18 protein-coding genes are annotated in these 18,883 nt (G+C 35.3%); 7 read left to right on the top strand and 11 right to left on the bottom strand.

The features are described from left to right. Positions 1-192 precede the first annotated feature (192 nt). The 3 genes from ACTJIP_RS11280 (at position 193) to ACTJIP_RS11270 (ending at position 5,177) form a co-directional block, all read left to right on the top strand. Entirely contained in the window at positions 193-3,051 is a 2,859-nt protein-coding gene (locus ACTJIP_RS11280; protein WP_440704589.1) for a histidine kinase, read from the top strand. Next, entirely contained in the window at positions 3,020-3,745 is a 726-nt protein-coding gene (locus ACTJIP_RS11275) for a LytR/AlgR family response regulator transcription factor (RefSeq protein WP_077416742.1), read from the top strand. The genes ACTJIP_RS11280 and ACTJIP_RS11275 overlap by 32 nt, the downstream gene beginning before the upstream one ends. Before the next feature lie 208 nt (positions 3,746-3,953). After that, complete coding sequence (locus ACTJIP_RS11270; RefSeq protein WP_180563921.1) at positions 3,954-5,177, top strand: T9SS type A sorting domain-containing protein; 1,224 nt, start codon at positions 3,954-3,956, stop codon at positions 5,175-5,177. Positions 5,178-5,280: 103 nt separating this feature from the next. On the opposite strand, the gene ACTJIP_RS11265 is transcribed toward ACTJIP_RS11270, so the two are convergent. Further along, on the bottom strand, positions 5,281-5,814 hold the full coding sequence (locus ACTJIP_RS11265; RefSeq protein ID WP_180563922.1) for a DUF2867 domain-containing protein: 534 nt from the start codon (positions 5,812-5,814) through the stop codon (positions 5,281-5,283). A 228-nt stretch (positions 5,815-6,042) separates the two neighbouring features. On the opposite strand from ACTJIP_RS11265, the gene ACTJIP_RS11260 reads away from it, so the two are divergent. Next, positions 6,043-7,197 (top strand): methionine aminotransferase, encoded by a 1,155-nt coding sequence (locus ACTJIP_RS11260; RefSeq protein WP_077416736.1) that lies wholly within the window; start codon positions 6,043-6,045, stop codon positions 7,195-7,197. A 304-nt stretch (positions 7,198-7,501) separates the two neighbouring features. Beyond that, complete coding sequence (locus tag ACTJIP_RS11255) at positions 7,502-7,678, top strand: bacteriocin (RefSeq protein ID WP_440704588.1); 177 nt, start codon at positions 7,502-7,504, stop codon at positions 7,676-7,678. A gap of 83 nt (positions 7,679-7,761) precedes the next feature. Here the strand turns inward: ACTJIP_RS11255 and ACTJIP_RS11250 are convergent, their stop codons facing one another. Beyond that, on the bottom strand, positions 7,762-8,526 hold the full coding sequence (locus ACTJIP_RS11250; RefSeq protein WP_180563923.1) for an SDR family NAD(P)-dependent oxidoreductase: 765 nt from the start codon (positions 8,524-8,526) through the stop codon (positions 7,762-7,764). A gap of 89 nt (positions 8,527-8,615) precedes the next feature. Further along, positions 8,616-9,554, bottom strand: coding sequence for a helix-turn-helix domain-containing protein (locus ACTJIP_RS11245; RefSeq protein ID WP_180563924.1), 939 nt, complete (start codon positions 9,552-9,554; stop codon positions 8,616-8,618). A 249-nt stretch (positions 9,555-9,803) separates the two neighbouring features. Between ACTJIP_RS11245 and ACTJIP_RS11240 the strand changes: the two genes are divergently transcribed. Continuing rightward, positions 9,804-9,962 carry a hypothetical protein gene (locus ACTJIP_RS11240; RefSeq protein WP_175627246.1) on the top strand — a complete coding sequence of 53 codons (159 nt, stop codon included), beginning with the start codon at positions 9,804-9,806 and terminating at the stop codon, positions 9,960-9,962. A 96-nt stretch (positions 9,963-10,058) separates the two neighbouring features. Here the strand turns inward: ACTJIP_RS11240 and ACTJIP_RS11235 are convergent, their stop codons facing one another. From ACTJIP_RS11235 to ACTJIP_RS11205, 7 genes are all read right to left on the bottom strand, one after another. Continuing rightward, complete coding sequence (locus tag ACTJIP_RS11235; protein ID WP_077416728.1) at positions 10,059-11,138, bottom strand: hypothetical protein; 1,080 nt, start codon at positions 11,136-11,138, stop codon at positions 10,059-10,061. 83 nt (positions 11,139-11,221) lie between these two features. Further along, a complete protein-coding gene (gene ychF / locus ACTJIP_RS11230) occupies positions 11,222-12,313 on the bottom strand; it encodes a redox-regulated ATPase YchF (protein WP_077416726.1) in 1,092 nt (363 codons plus the stop codon). A 178-nt stretch (positions 12,314-12,491) separates the two neighbouring features. Further along, positions 12,492-13,043, bottom strand: coding sequence for a ferritin (locus tag ACTJIP_RS11225; RefSeq protein WP_077416724.1), 552 nt, complete (start codon positions 13,041-13,043; stop codon positions 12,492-12,494). A 270-nt stretch (positions 13,044-13,313) separates the two neighbouring features. Beyond that, on the bottom strand, positions 13,314-14,927 hold the full coding sequence (locus tag ACTJIP_RS11220; RefSeq protein ID WP_440704587.1) for a glycoside hydrolase family 10 protein: 1,614 nt from the start codon (positions 14,925-14,927) through the stop codon (positions 13,314-13,316). 129 nt (positions 14,928-15,056) lie between these two features. Then, entirely contained in the window at positions 15,057-16,862 is a 1,806-nt protein-coding gene (typA, locus tag ACTJIP_RS11215; RefSeq protein WP_077416721.1) for a translational GTPase TypA, read from the bottom strand. Positions 16,863-16,999: 137 nt separating this feature from the next. Then, positions 17,000-17,206 carry a bacteriocin-like protein gene (locus ACTJIP_RS11210; protein ID WP_047385392.1) on the bottom strand — a complete coding sequence of 69 codons (207 nt, stop codon included), beginning with the start codon at positions 17,204-17,206 and terminating at the stop codon, positions 17,000-17,002. 109 nt (positions 17,207-17,315) lie between these two features. Next, positions 17,316-17,567, bottom strand: coding sequence for a DUF1294 domain-containing protein (locus tag ACTJIP_RS11205; RefSeq protein WP_077416719.1), 252 nt, complete (start codon positions 17,565-17,567; stop codon positions 17,316-17,318). A gap of 118 nt (positions 17,568-17,685) precedes the next feature. On the opposite strand from ACTJIP_RS11205, the gene ACTJIP_RS11200 reads away from it, so the two are divergent. Continuing rightward, entirely contained in the window at positions 17,686-18,042 is a 357-nt protein-coding gene (locus tag ACTJIP_RS11200) for a hypothetical protein (RefSeq protein WP_180563926.1), read from the top strand. 90 nt (positions 18,043-18,132) lie between these two features. Here the strand turns inward: ACTJIP_RS11200 and ACTJIP_RS11195 are convergent, their stop codons facing one another. After that, complete coding sequence (locus ACTJIP_RS11195) at positions 18,133-18,810, bottom strand: YceI family protein (protein WP_440704586.1); 678 nt, start codon at positions 18,808-18,810, stop codon at positions 18,133-18,135. Positions 18,811-18,883 lie beyond the last annotated feature (73 nt).

The raw sequence follows: 18,883 nt of genomic DNA, 5'->3' as shown, positions 1-18,883 counted from the left end.
TACAAAATTGTATAAAATTATCCGAATTTTTCAGTTTGTTTTTTAAAGATTTCCCCAAAAAAATTGCAGTATTATCAATCAAATTATATAATTTTCACAATTATTCTACTAAATGTGAAAAAAATTATAATCTCTTGTTTATTTTTCTTCATTTTACTGGCTGTTTCATTATGTAATGCTCAAATTCCCGGGATGGTACATTATAATGAAGGAGACGGTCTCAACAGCTCATATACCTATGGATTGAATCAGGATGAAAATGGATTCATCTACCTGGGAAGCGACACTGGCTTTTTCAGGTTTGACGGAGCAGAATTTAAGCAGTTCGGAAGTAAAAACGGGCTCAAGAACATTGAGATCCTGGATTGTTTTCCAATTCCGGACAACGAAATGTTTATTATTTCTTTCCTGAATGATTTTGCATATCTGAAGAAAGGCAAAATCATCAACTCAGACCGCAATCCGGAGTTGAAAAAAATAAAATTTACTTATACTACACTCAGCCATATCAACGGAAATACGGTCTATCTGTATGAGGGAGACAATCCCAAAAACATATTAGTTTACAAGAACGAAAAAATCACGACAATACCTATTTTTATCCATCAGAATGCTTCGGATAATTATTTTACTTTCGGATTGAATATGGCAAACGGAAACCTTTATATTTCTGATAGATATAAAAAGAAGAATCTCGAAGTCTATAATGTTTTCACCCGAAAAAAAACAGTCTGCAATATTTCTATCGAAAAAAATACAGTGGTAACAAGGAAGGGAGATTTTTTTATTTTAAAAAACGGAAGAAAGATTGATATATACAGAGTTTATCATCAGTTCCATTTCAAAAAAATTGCTTCCTATACAGCTCCCGAAAACATACACCGTCTGGCCATTGATAAAAACTCCCGGATCTGGGCCTGTCTTGAAAATGGTGGTGTTTTATATTTCAAAAATCCTTTCATGGAAACAGAAGGCTTATCAAATCCTATCCGATTGATGGATGGCTACATTATCCATGATGTACTGACAGATAAAGATAACAATCTTTGGTTTTCTACCAGAAACAATGGCCTTTTCTTTATTTCGGACCTGTTTTTCAGAAATTATATTCATTTTCCTGTGAAGAACAATTCATCTCATATCACGGCTATTGCAAAAAACGGAAACAGGATCTACCTCGGTTATAATGAAGCCAAAGGCGGTATTTATCATAACGGAGTCATCACGAACCTTCATTTGGGAGAAAGCTCTCAAATGGAGAACAAAGCCATTTTGTCTGATGGAAATACAATCATCTTCGGACTTTCCAGAAATCCAGTCCGGTATAATACAGTAACAGGAGAAAAACAGGTCCTGAAGGAAAATGTCATTAAAAACATGGTTCCCTATACTTCGGGATCTGCACTTTTCTGTACTCTGGAAGGTCTTATTGCCTATAATCACCATAAAGGATCCTACGAAAAGCTGATGATGGGCAACCGGATTTATACTGCATTATCTTATACCCGGGACAGCATCTTTGCCGGAACATTTAAAGACCTCTATAAGCTGAATACCACTACAAAAAAGAAAAGGCTGTTTCTGGAGGGATATTATTTTACAGACATTAAAAAGCTCAGTGATAATCTGTATGCAGGTGCAACCAATCTTAACGGAATTATTTTGTTTAATAATTTCAGAGTGATCAAAAAAATCATGGAAAGCGATGGTCTTCCGACAAGACAGATCAAAAAAATAGAAATAGAGAATGAAAAGGTTTTCTGGGCAAGTACCAATTACGGTCTCAGCAGAATTGAATTTAAAGATAAAAAATTAAAAATCAATAATTTCACCCATACAGATGGTCTTCCCTCAAATGTTGTTGCAGGATGTATTATTTCCGGAGATACCGTTTATGCAGGTACATCAAAAGGTATGGGTATTCTCTCTATTAAAAACCTTTTGAGCCAGCAGAAATCTGTTCATAAAAAAGTAATCATTAATTCTGTAAAGATCGGGAATAATCTCTTTTATGATCCTGGCCAGCCACTGGAAGGCAAGACTCCGGATAACAGCCTGACTTTTAATGTAAGTTTTCCGGATTTTGCTTCACAAGGGCAAATCAGCTACCAGTATAAAGTTGAAGGACTAAGTGAAGACTGGCAAACCGGCAGTTCCCCGAATATTACTTTCAACTCTATTCCACCAGGGGATTATACTTTTAAAGTTTTCGGATTGGGTTACAACGGGAGAAAGTCGTATGTCTCTACCGATCTTCATTTTGAAATCAAACCTGCATTCTGGCAAACGTGGTGGTTTAAACTGCTTCTTGTCTTCATTGGAGCTGCTGCATTATCTATGCTGATCACATTTTATTTTCAGAAAAAGAGAAATAAAAAACTGGAGACTTTATATTATGAAAAGAAAATTGCAGAGCTGGAACTTCAGGCCATTAAAGCACAGATCAACCCGCATTTTATTTATAACTGTCTCAATTCCATTCATTTTTTACTGTATAAAAAAGATTATTATGAAGCGGAGAACTACCTTAATACCTTTTCTGTAATGATCCGGAAAACGCTTCATTATTCCGAAAAAACCTTCATGCCCATAAAAGAAGAAGCAGAATACCTGTCTTTATACCTGAATATGGAAAAACTGCGCCTGAAAGATCTTTTTGATTATAAAATTACCGTTTCTGAAAATGTAAATGAAAGCTGGACTGTTCCTTCACTCCTCATTCAGCCTTTTGTAGAAAATGCCATAAAACACGGTATAGCGAATCTTCAGGACAGAAAAGGAAACATTGAAGTGTTGTTTCAATATACAGGAACAGCTCTCTGTGTGATTGTTGAAGACAACGGTGTGGGCATTGGAAAGAAGCTTCATTCTAATGCAAATTCTTTTGGAGTAAAATTATCTGAAAAGAGAATTGAAACATTCAGACAGCTTTTTGATACTAATATCATATTAGAAATAACCGATCTTCAGGAGAAAGAGAAAAGACCGGGAACTCAAATCACACTTTATATTACACCTTATGAAAACCAAAATACAGGCATACATCATTGATGACGAGCAGGATGGAAGAGATTATATCTCCCTGCTGCTGGAGAATGAATTTCCAGAAATAGAGAACACCCACCAGGCAGCCAGTGTAGAGGAAGCCTATATTTATCTTTCCAAAAACTCACCAGACATTCTTTTTCTGGATGTTCAGCTGAAAGACGGAACTGCATTTGATCTTCTTTCAAAGTTCAGAGAAGTTGATTCAAAGATTATTTTCATTACAGCTTTTGAAAATTTTGCGATTCAGGCCATTAAAAACGGAGCTGCCGATTACCTTTTGAAACCCATCAAAAAAATGGAGTTCATCATTGCCGTGAATAAAGTACTGGAAAGCATCAGAAAAAGTAAAAATACAGTAAGTCTTCAAAATAATAAGATCAGCCTTCCAACACTGCAAGGATTTAAACTCACAGATATCAGTGAAATTATTCGCTGTGAGGCAGATTCCAGCTATACCACATTTTATTTCACAGATAAGAGCAAGATCATTGTTTCCAAAACACTCCACGAGTTTGAAGAACAGCTTTCAAAATATAGTTTTTTCAGGATCCATCATAAACATCTGATCAATCTGTCTCATCTTAAAGAATACATCAAAGGAAAAGGCGGCCAGGTAGTGATGGCAGATCATTCTGTATTGGATGTTTCTGTCCGCAAAAAAAATGATTTCCTTCACCGGATAGGATATCTTGATTAAAAAATAACTCAAGGCCCATCGAAAACTAAAATTACTATTCAACTACAATTAAATACAACTTACTGACACTTACTAGGATAACAAATACACTTATCAACCGGTATTACCGAACGCCTTAATATCATAATACCTTTACCAGAAGTCAATACACAAAATTTAATTCTAAAGTTTTTTGTTGATTTTTGATCTATAAAATCAATGCTGTATTATGATAAAAGCTTACATTTTTACCATCTGCATTTTTCTGGGCGGTCTGCTTTTCAAAGCACAGGCACCCTGCTCAGATTTTAATTCATCTACCTTGCCTGCCGGAAACTGGGTTCATGCTCCTTATCCTAATGGCAATGTAACCGTTTCAAGCGGCACTCCCAATGCTCTGGATGGTTCTCAGTTTCTAAAACTAATTGATGACTCCGGAGGTTCAAGACTTGTCAATACCGTAGATTTTAAAAATCTGGGGCAACGGTTTCCGGGGCAATGTTTATTTTTTGATTTCTATCTTGAAAATGATGGAACTTTTAATGGGTCTCCGCCCATACATCCAGCCATTCACATTATGTCCGGCAGCAAAATAATCACGTTTGTCGCCAATATCACCGTAACTGAAGGAAGCGGATGGGTACGGGTACGGGCTCCCATTGCCAATTGCAGCGGCTCTGTTCTGCCTTCCAATTCTGAAGGAACCTGGACAATGGATCCCAGCAGCGGTACAACCTGTATAGACTTCAACAACATCATCAATAATTCAACTGCTGTAATGATTACTCCCGATTATACATCAAATCCCTCTGAAATAGTATGGTATGACAACATCTGTGTAAAACCATGTGCTGACTGTGACCCGAATTTCAAACTTGAAACCTCATTCAGTTCTACAAGCAATACTGCAACAGCCAAGGTATTTTTAGACAGCTATAATCCTCCTAACAATTATTCTGTAAACTGGGGAGATGGAACACCGCTTACTGATCATATGACTTCACACACTTATAATACCCCCGGTTCATACACGGTATGTGTCATTCAATCTGATAGCAAAGGTTTAAAAAAATGCAGCACCTGCATTACATTTTGTTATTCAAGAAAAGTAATTTTAAAAGAAACTGACAACACAGGTCTCCGCAGTGAACATCCTGATCTGGAAGCCATTTCGAAAGAGGAGCTTCAGGCGGCCAGAAAAAGAGATATTTCTTTGGTTCCGAATCCTGCCAAAAATTATGTGGATGTACAGACATCTCTTTCAAAGAAGGAAAAAGCAGCCGTAAGAATTATTGACAGCTCAGGAAAAACAGTATTAGAAAAGTCTGAAAATCTCAATAGTGGAAACCAAAACATCAGATTGAATACTGAAAAGCTGATCCAGGGAACTTATATTGTTGAACTCACATCTGAAGGAAAAACCGGTTCACAAAAACTAATAATCTCCAAATAAATAGCCAAGAAAACAATAACCAAAATATGGTCTCAAAAGTCAAACAATTTAACTTTTGAGACTGTCTCTTTCCATCCCCCAATCATTTGTAAGGGGTAAATATTTATCTTTTTTCTAATTGTTCTATCATATTTTTCAGCATAGCAGGTACAATCAGCTTATGAAAAGGGTGAACAGGAAGAAAATATAATACACCCAGCCAGTTATGAAACTTTACTGTAGTTGATATGGTAAGTGATTTTTCGTCAAGATGTTCTTTATTTTCATCAAATAAAAGTGAAACTCTGAAATCCAGATGTTTATCATCTTCCCCAATAACAATTTCATTATTTGTTTTATCAAACACTTTAAAAATACCCATGCGCTCTCCCACTTCACATTTAAAATCCCTTTTCTGCTGACTTTCTGTTTCATATCCGGTCTTCAGCCCCAATAATCTTACTGCTTTATTTCTGAAACCAAACATTTTCTTTCCCCATTTAGGTCCGCTTGTAAAGAATATTTTTCCGATTTCTGAAATATCAATATTCCGGCTCCCATGGGTCAATTCTCCTTCAAAACTATCACTATAATCAAAATCTTTTTCCCCTTGGGATAAAACTGATTTTTCAGGAAACTCCGTCTTCTTAATCTTCATTGTCATTGTTTTTAATAGCTGTGTGTCTAACAAATGTAGGCATCTTTCTGTAAATTAAAAAGAGAAAAACCAAACATATGTTTAAAATCATATTTATTCATAAACTTTATCATTTAAACCATTAAACAGTTCAACATCAGCCTTAAACCTCTCTCTATTTAATTTTTATTTTTATAAATAGAGTCTGTTTTAAATATTTCATTAAATTCGATCAACAAAACTGTTTTTATGATACAACTTCCTTTATCAAAACTTTCCAATGTAGGAACTACTATTTTCAGTCAGATGACTCAGCTTGCCAACGAAAATGAAGCGATCAATCTTTCTCAGGGATTTCCGGATTTCATGCCTGATCCTGAATTGTTGAATCATGTAGATCACTTTATTAAAAAAGGCTTTAACCAGTATGCTCCGCTGGGAGGAATGATTGGACTGAAGGAAGAAATTGCCAGAAAAATTGAGAACAGCCATCATGCAATTTATCATCCTGACTCCGAAATAACAATTACAGCAGGCGGAACACAGGCTATTTTCACAGCCATTGCTTCTTTTATCAAAAAGGATGATGAAGTGATTATTTTTGAACCGGCCTATGATTGTTATGAACCTACTGTAGAACTTTTCGGAGGTATTGTAAAACGTTTTGAAATGAAAGCTCCGGATTATAAAATCGACTGGGCTGCCGTAAAAAATCTTGTCAGTGACAAAACCAGAATGATTATTCTCAATAATCCCAACAACCCATCCGGAAAAATCCTGACAGAAAATGATATACAAGAGCTTATTAAGCTGGTAAAAGGGACTTCCATTCTTATTTTAAGTGATGAAGTGTATGAAAATATTGTTTTTGACGGAAAACAGCATTTAAGCATTTGTAAATATCCGGAATTGAAAGAAAGGAGTCTTCTTGTTGCTTCTTTCGGGAAACTTTTTCACGTTACCGGATGGAAAGTAGGCTACTGCGCTGCTCCCAAAATCTTAACGGATGAATTCAGAAAAGTACACCAGTTCAACGTTTTCTGTGTGAATACTCCTATCCAGCTTGCACTGGGTGAGTACATGAAACATGATGAACATTATACCCAACTGAATCAGTTTTTCCAGGAGAAAAGAGATTTTCTGAGAAAAGGTCTTGCAGGAACATCTTTTGAACTGCTGGATTGTGAAGGAACTTATTTTCAGGCAGTAAAGTATGATAAGATTTCGGATAAAAACGATTTTGATTTTGCATCTGAGCTTACCATTAATCATAAGGTTGCCAGTGTTCCTTTCTCTTCATTTTATAAGAATAAACTGAATGAAAATGTGATAAGATTATGTTTTGCCAAGAAGCAGGAAACTTTGGAAAGGGCAATTGAGAATTTATCAAGAGTATCATCATAGTTTTTGCGTGCTTTTGTGGGAGCTTAGAGACAAAGATCTTTACTCCAATTACCATTGCGAGCAAAGCAATCTCATTGAAATTTATGGATTTAGTATTGAAAACGCTAAGACGCAAAGGAACTTTAAAAGTAAACGTTTTAAGGCGCAATGATTTTATCTCCGATAAAATTGTACTGTTCTAAAAATGAGGTAGATATTTCAAGGTCATTTCAGATGACGAGTTTATTTTTTTCTTTAATAAGTGACTTATTGTTCATGATTTTCATATATTTATAAAATAACTAATCCATTAAATATCAAAATCATGAAAAAGGGAATCATCTCACAAGGAAAAAAATTAAACAAAAAAGAATTAAGTACAATCAATGGAGGTTTAGGTAACGTAATATGTACCAATTCTTCTGGGTACTGTGTATACATCGGGCCTGGATGCAGAGAGCTTAAATGCCAGCTACCTGAACCCCTTGAAGCTGTTGAGTAATAATACTCCAAAAAAATGACAAATAATAATTCGGCCGGCTCAAATGAGCCGGCCGAATTATTATAAAGATGATTCTTCAAATGTTATAAAAACATTCCTCCTGAAACTTCAATTCTTTGTCCATTGATCCATCTTGCATCTTCCGTACACAGAAATGCCACTACACCGCCGATATCATCAGGAAGTCCTACTCTTCCTAAGGCCGTAGCACCCGCCACTACAGCGTTGATCTCTTCATTATCTCTTACTCTTCCTCCTCCGAAATCTGTTTCAATAGCTCCAGGAGCCACAACATTAGCTTTGATTTTTCTTGATCCTAATTCTTTGGCCATATATTTTGTGAGCATTTCTACCCCAGCTTTTATAGATCCATAAATAGAAGATCCCGGAGTTGCAAATCTTGCCAATCCTGAAGATATATTGATAATTCCTCCCCCATCATTCATGAATGGCAAAAATTTTTGAGTCAGGAAAAACACTCCTTTGAAATGAATGTCTACAACATCATCCAGCTGTTCTTCCGTTACTTCCGTAATGGGTGAATATAAAGCTGTTCCTGCATTATTGATCAGGTAATCAATATGAGTACTTCCTGTATTTTCCTGCAGATGATCCGTAACTTCTTTTACAAAGGCATCAAAACTTTTAATGTCTTTTGTATCCAGTTGGAAAGCAACAGCATTTCGGCCCATTGATTTTATTTCATTCACAACAGCTTCAGCCTCTTCCTTATTGCTTCTGTAGGTAATAATAACGTCTAATCCTTTTTGAGCGATCTTTAGAGCTGAGTTCTTGCCCAATCCACGGCTTCCTCCGGTTACCAGTGCGATATTTGCTTTTGTGTTCATTGTATTTTGATTATTTTGATGGTACAAAGTTGGGACATTTTCAGACTGAAGTGTTTGCTTGAATCAATCTGAAATTTGCAAAATTCAAATCAGGAACGAAATTCTAACGGGGTAAAGGAAGTTTTCCTTTTAAAAAAATTAGAAAAGTGGGCAATTTCTTCGAACCCCAGAGCATAGGATATCTCTGAGACGTTCCATTTGGTCTGTTTTAAGAGTATTTTTGCTTCCTGAGTGATTCGGTCAGAGATAAATTCTGTAGTCGTTTTTCCGGTGCTTTCTTTTAATCTTTTGTTTAAATAATTGACATGAACCGCCAGTCGGTCTGCATAATCTTTGGCGGTCTTCAGCTGCAGTCTCTGATCCCAGGATTCAATAGGAAATTGTCTTTCTAACAGCTCTATAAACAGAGAAACCACTCTCATAGATGCATCATTTGATGCGGATATTTTGGTAGCTGGCTGTAGTTTCTGCCCATAATGAATGAGTTCCAGAACATAGTTTCTGATCAGATCATATTTAAAAACATAATCTGAATCTATCTCTTTTTTTATTTTTTTAAAGAGGCTCTCTATCTCTTCTGCAAGCTCATTGTCAATTTCAAATACAGGTACTCCTCCAGGTTGAAAAATAGGGAGATCTTCGAGATTATAATAGGATTTATCTTTAATGAAAAAGTCTTCTGTAAATACACAGAAACTCCCCGACTGATCAGCATCTTCAGGTATCCAATGGTACGGAACTTTTGGAGTGGCGAATAATAAAGCGTTCTGTTTTATTGATATTACTTTGTCAGCATATTCTGCCCTGTTTCGCCCTCGTATAAAACTTATTTTATAGTATTTCCTTCTGTTATAAGGCATTTCGGAAGTAGTCTTTGCTCTTTCGAGTGTCTGGGCAATATCAAAAACATTAAAGTGTCCGATATCTTTATGAAGTCCTTTTGGAAAAATACTTTCGAGATCTTTACCTAATTTGGCGGCCATCTCTTTATAAAAATCTTCCAGTGAGGTATTTGCTACTTTTTCCATGGCAGATGATTTGTAAAATTCAAATATACGAACTTATGAAACAGCCTGTTTCAAATTGATTACATTTTCAAAATAAAACATCTTATTCATATATTGAAAAACTCTGCAGACTTATTGATTTAATGTAAAATCAATAACCAATATTAAAATATTTCATTAAAAAATTATTCTTTTTTTTCTAAACACAGTGATATACTTCATTTATTTTTCTTACATTCGCTAGCACTAACTCACTAAAAATCAAAACTAATGAAAAATCAAAATTTAACTAACGGAAAAAAATTGAACAAAAAACAATTAAGAGTAATTACCGGAGGAAAAGAAATGTGTCTTCTTCCAGATCTGACTTGTAAGAAATTTTCTTTTGCCTGTGCAGAATTACAATGCCAGCCTGGTATTGAAATTTAATAAACCAACAACACGAAAAAGCTGAAAAGCTTTTATCATTATAAAAAGTCGCTTCCCAGCAAGGGAGTGACTTTTTTAATTTTATTTCCGCATTTATTAGATAACAATACCTCCAATATTCTTTAGAACCCATTTACCTTCTACATATTCTGCTGCATAATCATTTGTAAAACTGCTGCCTGATTCATAGATATAAAATACATTTGGATCCCGATCATTGGTTTGAATTTTGGAAATATCTTCCTCAATGACATCGGTTATTCTGGTATAATAGGTTTGATTGTTTTTTTCTTCAGGTATAAATAATACTCTGATTTCAGGATTGATCTGGTGGAAGTAATCGCAATCATTCTTATAAATATGGAATGTATAATGTAATTTTTTCATATTTGTCATTCCATAATTTGGCAGCAACAATTCATAGAGCTGGGTAAATTTATTCTTTTCAGATGTAAACATAGGATTCATATCATCAAAATCGTTGATTCCGTCACCATCTGTATCCTTACTATCAGGGTTTAAACCAAAACTTTTTTCAAAAATATCATTGTAACCATCGTTATCTGAGTCTTTCATCAGGTCTTTTAAATTTATTTTAAATAATTTTCCATCTTCCATCGCTGAATAATCATCATAACCCGGAAGTCCCGCTATCTTTATGATTTTCACAAGACTTCCTTCAAATTGAAGAAACCCGTCTTTGATGATGGGCATTTCCAGCATTTCATTTATATAATAATGGCTAAAGCTCAATCCTATAAAATAAGCCTTAGGTATATTATTTTCAATTTTCAGCAGCCAGAATCCCATGCTATTTCGTCCTAAAGCGTACAGAATATTTCCTGCCTGCTGCTGAGAATAATATAAAAACTGATCTGAAAATTTATCCCTTACTATTTTAAATTCTTTGTCCTGTCTATTAAATATATTTTCAGACTCATCAGAACTGATATTGGCATGACTTACTATACTGTCTTCCTTAAAACTCCTGTATTCTTTAAGATTTATAATTTCAAGATAATCAGGTTTCTCGTTCAATATCTGTTGAATGGTATAAGGCTTCTGCTCTTTATAATCTTCAAATACCTGATCTCTGTGATTGACAAAGCACTTTTTTTCTATGGATTGGGAGCAGGAGAAAAATAAGATAGGAATAGCTAAATAAAAGATTCTCATAGTAAAAGTTTAGATCATGAATGCAAAAAACGCTCCCAAATACATGGAAGCGTTTTTTATTATAAACGAACTTTAATATTTTCTTATACATTGAATCTAAAGTGCATGATGTCTCCATCCTGTACTATATATTCTTTACCTTCTACAGAAAGTTTTCCGGCTTCTTTAATCTTTACTTCAGAACCGTAATGGATATAATCATTATACTTGATTACTTCTGCACGGATAAATCCTTTTTCAAAATCTGTATGGATTACTCCTGCAGCCTGTGGAGCGGTCCATCCCTGTCCAATAGTCCAGGCTCTTACTTCTTTCACTCCGGCTGTAAAATAAGTCTGAAGTTTCAAAAGATCATAAGCTTTTCTAATCAAACGGTTAACTCCCGGCTCAGTAAGACCCAACTCATCAAGGAAGATTTCTCTTTCTTCAAAAGTTTCAAGCTCGTTGATATCAGCCTCGATCTGTGCTGCCAATACTACTACTTCAGCACCTTCACCTTTAGCCATTTCTTCAATCTTAGCAATCCAGTCATTTCCGTTTTTGATAGAATTTTCATCTACGTTACAAACGTAAAGTACAGGCTTATTGGTTAGCAACTGAACTTCTCCGATAATTGATTTTGCAAAATCATCAGTCGCAAATTCTCTTGCATTTTTACCATCCTCAAGGAATTTCTGTAAGTTCTGAAGGATTTCGTAAGTAAGAATATCCTCTTTCTTTCCTGACTTGATGAATTTCTTAGCTTTTTCAACTGCTTTTCCTACTGTTTCAAGGTCTTTCAGCTGAAGCTCTATATCAATAATTTCTTTATCTCTTAAAGGATCTACTGAACCTTCAACGTGGATGATATTTCCGTTATCAAAACATCTTAAAACGTGAATGATTGCTTCACACTCGCGGATATTAGCCAAGAACTGGTTCCCCAATCCTTCTCCTTTGCTGGCTCCTTTTACAAGACCTGCAATATCAACAATCTCAACTACCGCTGGTAAAACTCTCTCAGGCTTTACTATTTTCTCCAGTTCAAAAAGTCTCTGATCCGGTACAGAAACCGTCCCAAGGTTCGGCTCAATAGTACAGAAAGGATAGTTTGCTGATTGAGCTTTTGCATTACTCAAACAGTTAAAAAGAGTTGATTTACCTACATTCGGCAGGCCTACGATTCCACATTTCATATTGTAAAATTCAAAGTTTAAGGTTTAGGGCAACCCAAGGTTTCTCCAACTTTAAACATTGAACTCTGAACCTTGAATTACGAGTGTGCAAAGATAGTGATTTTTGAGGGAGTTTCATAATAAAAAAATCTGTCAATATTCTGACAGATTTCCTAAAGGTTCGGATTCACCGGCTGTTTTATGGATTATTTCCCGTAGCATTCTGAGCCAGCGGGACATCATTCGGTGCTTCCTGTAAAGTTTTATCTAAAGTAAATAAAGATTCATCGGTAGCTCTGTCACCACCAGCGATTTTTAATTTATCAATTAAGTTTTGAGCTAATGTTTCTTCTTCAATCTGTTCCTGTACAAACCACTGCATAAAATTCCAGGTTGCCCAGTCTTTTTCTTCCATGGAAAGATCTACAATTCTGTAAATAGCGGTTGTATTGTCAACTTCATGTTTAAAAACGCCATCAAAACAAGCTGTAAGAGATTTCGGATCTGCAGGAGGAGCAGGAATAGCGTTTACTTTTGGTTTTCCACCTCTGTTTAAAATGTATTCCATGAATTTGATTGAGTGATTTCGTTCTTCCTGGGCATGACGGTAAAGAAAGTTGGCAATTCCCTGATAGCCTTTATCATCGGCCCAAATTCCATAGGATAAAAAAATGTGTGATGCATGAATCTCCTTATTCATCTGGTCACTAAGTGCTTTTTCCATATTGGTGGAAAGTCTTTTAGTATTCATAATGTTATATTTTGGTGATTATGGGATGAATCATGCAAAAATGATTCCGATGCAATTTATATTTTAAACATAATTATTTATTTAAATTTTTATTTAATTGAAAATCATTATTTTAAATTAATAATTTATAGTTATTCTAAAATAAAAACCAGTTTTCAAGTAGAACTGGTTTTTAAATTTATAACTGAGATTGCTTCCTCTTACGGTTCGTAATGACTAATAGTAGATAGAAGTTTTCAAATTAACTTTTTTGCCTTTTATCAAAAAATACTATTTAATTTTTCTGGCGATATAGTCACTTTCATTTCCTAATCTGTCAATGGCTTTTATAGCAACTGCACTCAGCTTTTTACCGTCTTTAAATTTAGGAATGTCTTTTGAAAGGGTATCTAACGTCAAAATTTCCGTTTGCCATACTCCATTGTATTGTGTAAAAAGAACCCACTGGAAAACATCAGCAGCATTTTTCGTACTCCAGCTTGTCTGTGCGAAGCTTCCGTTGTCTGCAATAAACAATGTAGGAGTTTGCAATGGAACCGCTTTTATCCATGGCGATTTTGGTACTAATGCTTTTTCACTGTACGGTCCGCTTTTCAAAGCAGGCAGCATATTTGGATTTTTCGTAAGCCCAGCAATACTCCAGTGAATTTCTCCGGCATCATTTTTCAGAATATTTCGGGAAATTGCAATCTGATTTTTGATTTCCGTAGGACGGTCTGATACTTTGATCTCAACAGTATTTAATCCCGGCCATAAGTGACGGTTCATAGTATTTTCAGACTGCCACCAGCTTAACAGGGCTTCAAAACTCTGTCCTTTGGAATCGATGGGCCAGTAAAGTTGTGGTGAAAAATAATCTACCCAGCCTTTATTTAACCATAATTTAGCATCTGCATACAGCTCGTCATACTGTGAAGATCCTACAACTCCAGCAGGATATCCAGGTTTCCATATTCCGAACGGGCTGATCCCGAATCTTACATTATTTTTTTCTGCATGAATTTCTTTGTAAATACGTTCTACAAATTTATTCACATTATCTCTTCTCCAATCTGCTCTGGATAAGGTACCGCCACTGCTTACATAAGCGTTCCAGGTTGCATTATCGGGAAAATCAGCACCTCTGTTATAGGTGGCATAAGGATAGAAATAATCATCAAAGTGAACGGCATCAATATCGTATCTTTTTACAATATCTTTCACCACATTGGATACGTGCCCTTGTGTTTTTGGATTAGCAGGATCAAACCAGTACATCCCGTTTTTTAATCTTAAAACAATATCGGACAGTTTATTGGCCATTGACAGACTATTCACGGCACCACCATTGGCATGGTGTGCACGATAAGGATTTAACCAGACATGCAGTTCCAAGCCTCTTTTATGAGCTTCTTCTATCCAAAACTGAAGTGGGTCATAGTTCGGAGAAGGTGCCTTTCCTGTTTCGCCGGTCAGAAAGTAAGACCAAGGTTCAATATTACTTGTATAGAGGGCATCTGCAGAAGGTCTGATCTGAAAAATAGCAGCATTGAAATTGTTATCTTTCAACATATCAAGCATACTGATTGCTTCTGCTTTTTGCTGTTCCACCGTAAGATCATTCCTTGACGGCCAGTTGATATTGGCTACACTCGCGATCCATGCTCCACGGAATTCTCTTTTGATTTCCGGAAGATTGGTTCTGAAATTTTCTTCAGTTGAAGCTGTTGTCCCTGTAGTTGGTTTTGTTATTACAACAGGCGCTTTTGGTGGAATTGTATTGTTAGTGGGTTTTGTTGGATTCTTCGTGGAAGGTGTTTTTACAACATTGTTCTGTACGGAACATGAGGTGTAAGATGCAAAAACGCCCAATAAAACGATAAGTTTTAATTTATTCATTCTCATAGTCACAACACTACTTTAAAATTTATTTTTTATTTGTCAGAGATTATTATGCCAAAATAAGCATTTTAATGGGTTTATATAGAAAAAGCCTCGAAAATCGAGGCTTTGATTTTATGTATAAGATTTTTATTATGCTTTTGCAGATCTTTCTACTCTTTTTCTTTCTTCTTCAGAAAGTAATTTCTTTCTCATTCTGATAAAGTTTGGAGTTACCTCAATTGCTTCATCAGCCTGGATGTATTCCATACATTCTTCAAGAGAGAATAATATTTTTGGTGCAACACCTGTATCTTTATCTTTTCCAGAAGCTCTCATGTTATTCAACTGTTTTGCTTCAACGATGTTTACTACCAAGTCACCTGGCTTATTTTGCTCACCGATAACCATACCTGCATAGATCTCCTCACCTGGATCAACATAGAACTTACCTCTATCCTGTAATTTAGCGATAGAATATTCTGTAGCTGGACCTTGAGTTTTGCTGATCAATACACCATTACTTCTTCCAGGAATAGCTCCTTTGAAAGGCTTATATTCTGTGAAACGGTGTGCCATAATAGCTTCCCCTGCAGTAGCTGTCAACATTTGAGAACGCAATCCAATCAAACCTCTTGAAGGAATTTCGAATTCCATGTGCTGCATTTCACCTTTAGTTTCCATAATGTGAAGGTCTCCTTTTCTCTGGGTCGCCAAGTCGATAACTCTTGAAGCATATTCTTCAGGAACGTCAACAACCAAAGATTCATAAGGCTCACATTTTTCTCCGTCGATTTCTCTCAAGATAACCTGTGGCTGACCAATTGTCATTTCGTAACCTTCTCTTCTCATTGTTTCAATTAAAACTGACAAGTGAAGAATACCTCTACCAAAAACCAAGAAAGTGTTTGCATCATCCGTCTGCTGAACTCTTAATGCTAAGTTTTTCTCTAATTCTTTGTATAATCTTTCTTTAAGGTGATTTGAAGTAACATATTTACCGTCTTTACCGAAGAAAGGTGAATTGTTGATAGAGAACGTCATGTTCAACGTAGGCTCATCAATTGCAGTTCTTTCCAATGGTTCAGGATTTTCAAGATCTACGAAAGAGTCTCCAATCTGGAAAGCATCAAAACCTACTACAGCACAGATATCTCCTGCTTGTACTTCAGTTACTTTTTTCTTCCCTAATCCTTCGAAAACGTATAGTTCTTTTACTTTTCCTTTTACAATTTTTCCATCTGCCTGAGCAAGACCGATCCATTGAGATTCTTTAAGTTCACCTCTTGTTACTTTTCCAATTGCAATTCTTCCTAAGAAAGAAGAGAAATCTAATGAAGTAATCTGCATCTGAAGGCTTCCTTCCGTTACTTTCGGTTCAGGAACATATTGTAAAATACCATCTAATAATGGCATAATATCTTCAGTTTGCTCTAAAGAAGTGTTGAACCAACCTTGTTTTGAAGATCCATAGAATGTAGGGAAATCCAATTGCTCTTCTGTAGCTTCAAGATTGAAGAATAAGTCAAATACCTTATCGTGAACTTCGTCAGGACGGCAGTTTGGTTTATCTACTTTATTGATTACCACTAATGGTCTCAATCCTAGTTCCAATGCTTTCTGTAGTACGAATCTTGTTTGTGGCATTGGTCCTTCGAACGCATCTACCAACAAAATAACTCCATCAGCCATTTTCAATACTCTTTCTACTTCTCCACCAAAATCGGCGTGACCAGGAGTATCAATTACGTTAATTTTTGTGTCTTTATAAGTAACAGAAATATTCTTGGATAAGATTGTGATCCCTCTTTCTCTTTCAAGATCGTTGTTATCCATAATTAACTCCCCACTCTCCTGATTTTCTCTGAAAATGTTGGTAGCGTGAATGATCTTGTCAACCAAAGTCGTCTTCCCGTGGTCAACGTGTGCGATAATCGCAATATTTCTAATGTTTTGCATAAAAGATTTTTACGGGTGCAAAAGTAGTGATTTTTAATGAAAAAATATTTACTTATACAAATATTTAATATTATGTTTAAAATACTTATTTACAAGACAATAAAAAAAGAGTGTTCCAAAAACACCCTTTAGTCTATCTATATACAGATTTGTACTTCACATGGATCTACTGCAGGCGGTTCTCCACAAATAATGTCAAATTCACCACAATTGCTGGAAAATCCGGTTCCCCAACCCCATCTTACAGCACATGTATCTGCATCTTTACATCTCACCATTCCTTTAATGATTCCTCCCTGAACTGATTTCATTTCAGTTCTGGAAATTTTTCTAAGATTTCTCATGTTGTTTTATTTATTTGTTATTAGCCTGATAAAATTATTAAAAAAAACGTAACAACAATTATTTATTACAATATTTAACATTAAAAAAAACAGCATAGCTTACTTTATATCAATATCTTATCAATCTGTAAAAAAGTACCAGGTCAATTAAAACCACAATAAAAAATTTCACAAGAAATGATTTTTTGGAAACTTTATGATTGAAAATAATCATTCCAGAGGCTGCTCCTACAACACCTATAAGAGATATTCCTAAAAGCATATTTTCTGAAATTCTCCATTGCTGTTTTTTGGCTTGCCATTTATCAAAACCGAAGACACCAAATGTAATAAGATTAGCTATGAATAGAAAAGGAATCATTTTAAAATTAATTTAAAACAAAAATAAAGTTTAATTTATATATAGGAAAATCCCGGAATTTAAATCAAGATACAGAATAAGATTATTTAAATTTGCCCTCCGTTAAAAAAACAAATTAATGACAGTACACGATCTGGCGGGAAGCTATGCTATTGAAGGAAGTAACCAGGAAGAGGCTTCGCAGGCTTCTTATCATGGTATATTAACCTTATCCATAGATGAAAACAACCGTATTATTGCTCAATGGGTTATTGGTGATCATCTGCAAAATGGTACAGGATTTTACAAAGACCATATTTTAGTCATCAACTTCAATTATGAAGGAGACGATCATAGCATCTATAAAGGAGTTGCTGTATACCGCTGTCTAAGTAAGGATATACTGGATGGTTTCTGGTCTGAAAAACATGGTAATCCTCTGTATCTAGGGAGTGAATATTGTGTGAGAATTCAGAATTCAAAAATTTTGAACTGATTTCTTTTTAAAAAGGGTAAAGAATGGTTTTAAAAATAAAAAGAGCTGCCTTAATCAAGACAGCTCATTCGTTATTAAAGTTTAAATAACTTATTTTTTAGCTTTTACATCGATAGTAATTTCGATATCTTTGCTGATCATCCATTCTGCCGGATCTGCTTCTGAAGTACCAAACTTAAGTCCCCAATCAGCTCTGTTTACAGTAAATTTAGCCTGAATAGCCGCTGAATTTTCTGCTACATCTACTTTAGCAGGGAAAGTAACATTCAATGTCTTTCCTGATAATGTAAGGTTTCCGCTTACTGTCTTATTAGCTCCTGCTACTGCATCTTTCGGTGCTTCTTTCAAATCTACAACACTTGTAATTTTGAAATCTGAGGTAGGGTTTTTCGCTGTATCAAAGAAATCAGGAGTTTTCAAGTGAGTTTCAAGGTCTGCAGGTTTTTTATCTTTTTCTGTTACTGAAGCCGGATCTACCTTAATAGAGTTCATATCGATTACGAAGTTTCCTGCAGAAACCTGACCTCCGTCAACACTGATATCTCCAGATTTTACAGTAAGTGTTCCCCAACGAGGTGCCATACCTCCTTTATGGAAAGCTTTCCAGTTTACTACTGAACCTACTGTATCTACTGCAAGTGTTTCACCTTTGCTCTCTGCTACGGTTTGTTCCTGAGCTGTAGCAGCAGTATCTGCAGTTTTTCCTTTATTACATGATGCCAAAAGCAATCCTACTCCTACTAATGCAATTACGCTAATTTTTTTCATATTGAACTGTTTTAAAAAAGTTTATTGAAATTTTGTTGTTTTCGGGTACAAAAATAGAAAAACCTATTCGGAG

The sequence above is a fragment of the Chryseobacterium sp. 22543 genome (assembly GCF_052044565.1).
In the GTDB taxonomy this organism is placed as follows: Bacteria; Bacteroidota; Bacteroidia; order Flavobacteriales; family Weeksellaceae; genus Chryseobacterium.
Note: the sequence above shows the minus strand (reverse complement) of the source record. Positions and strands in the feature narration are given on the sequence as shown.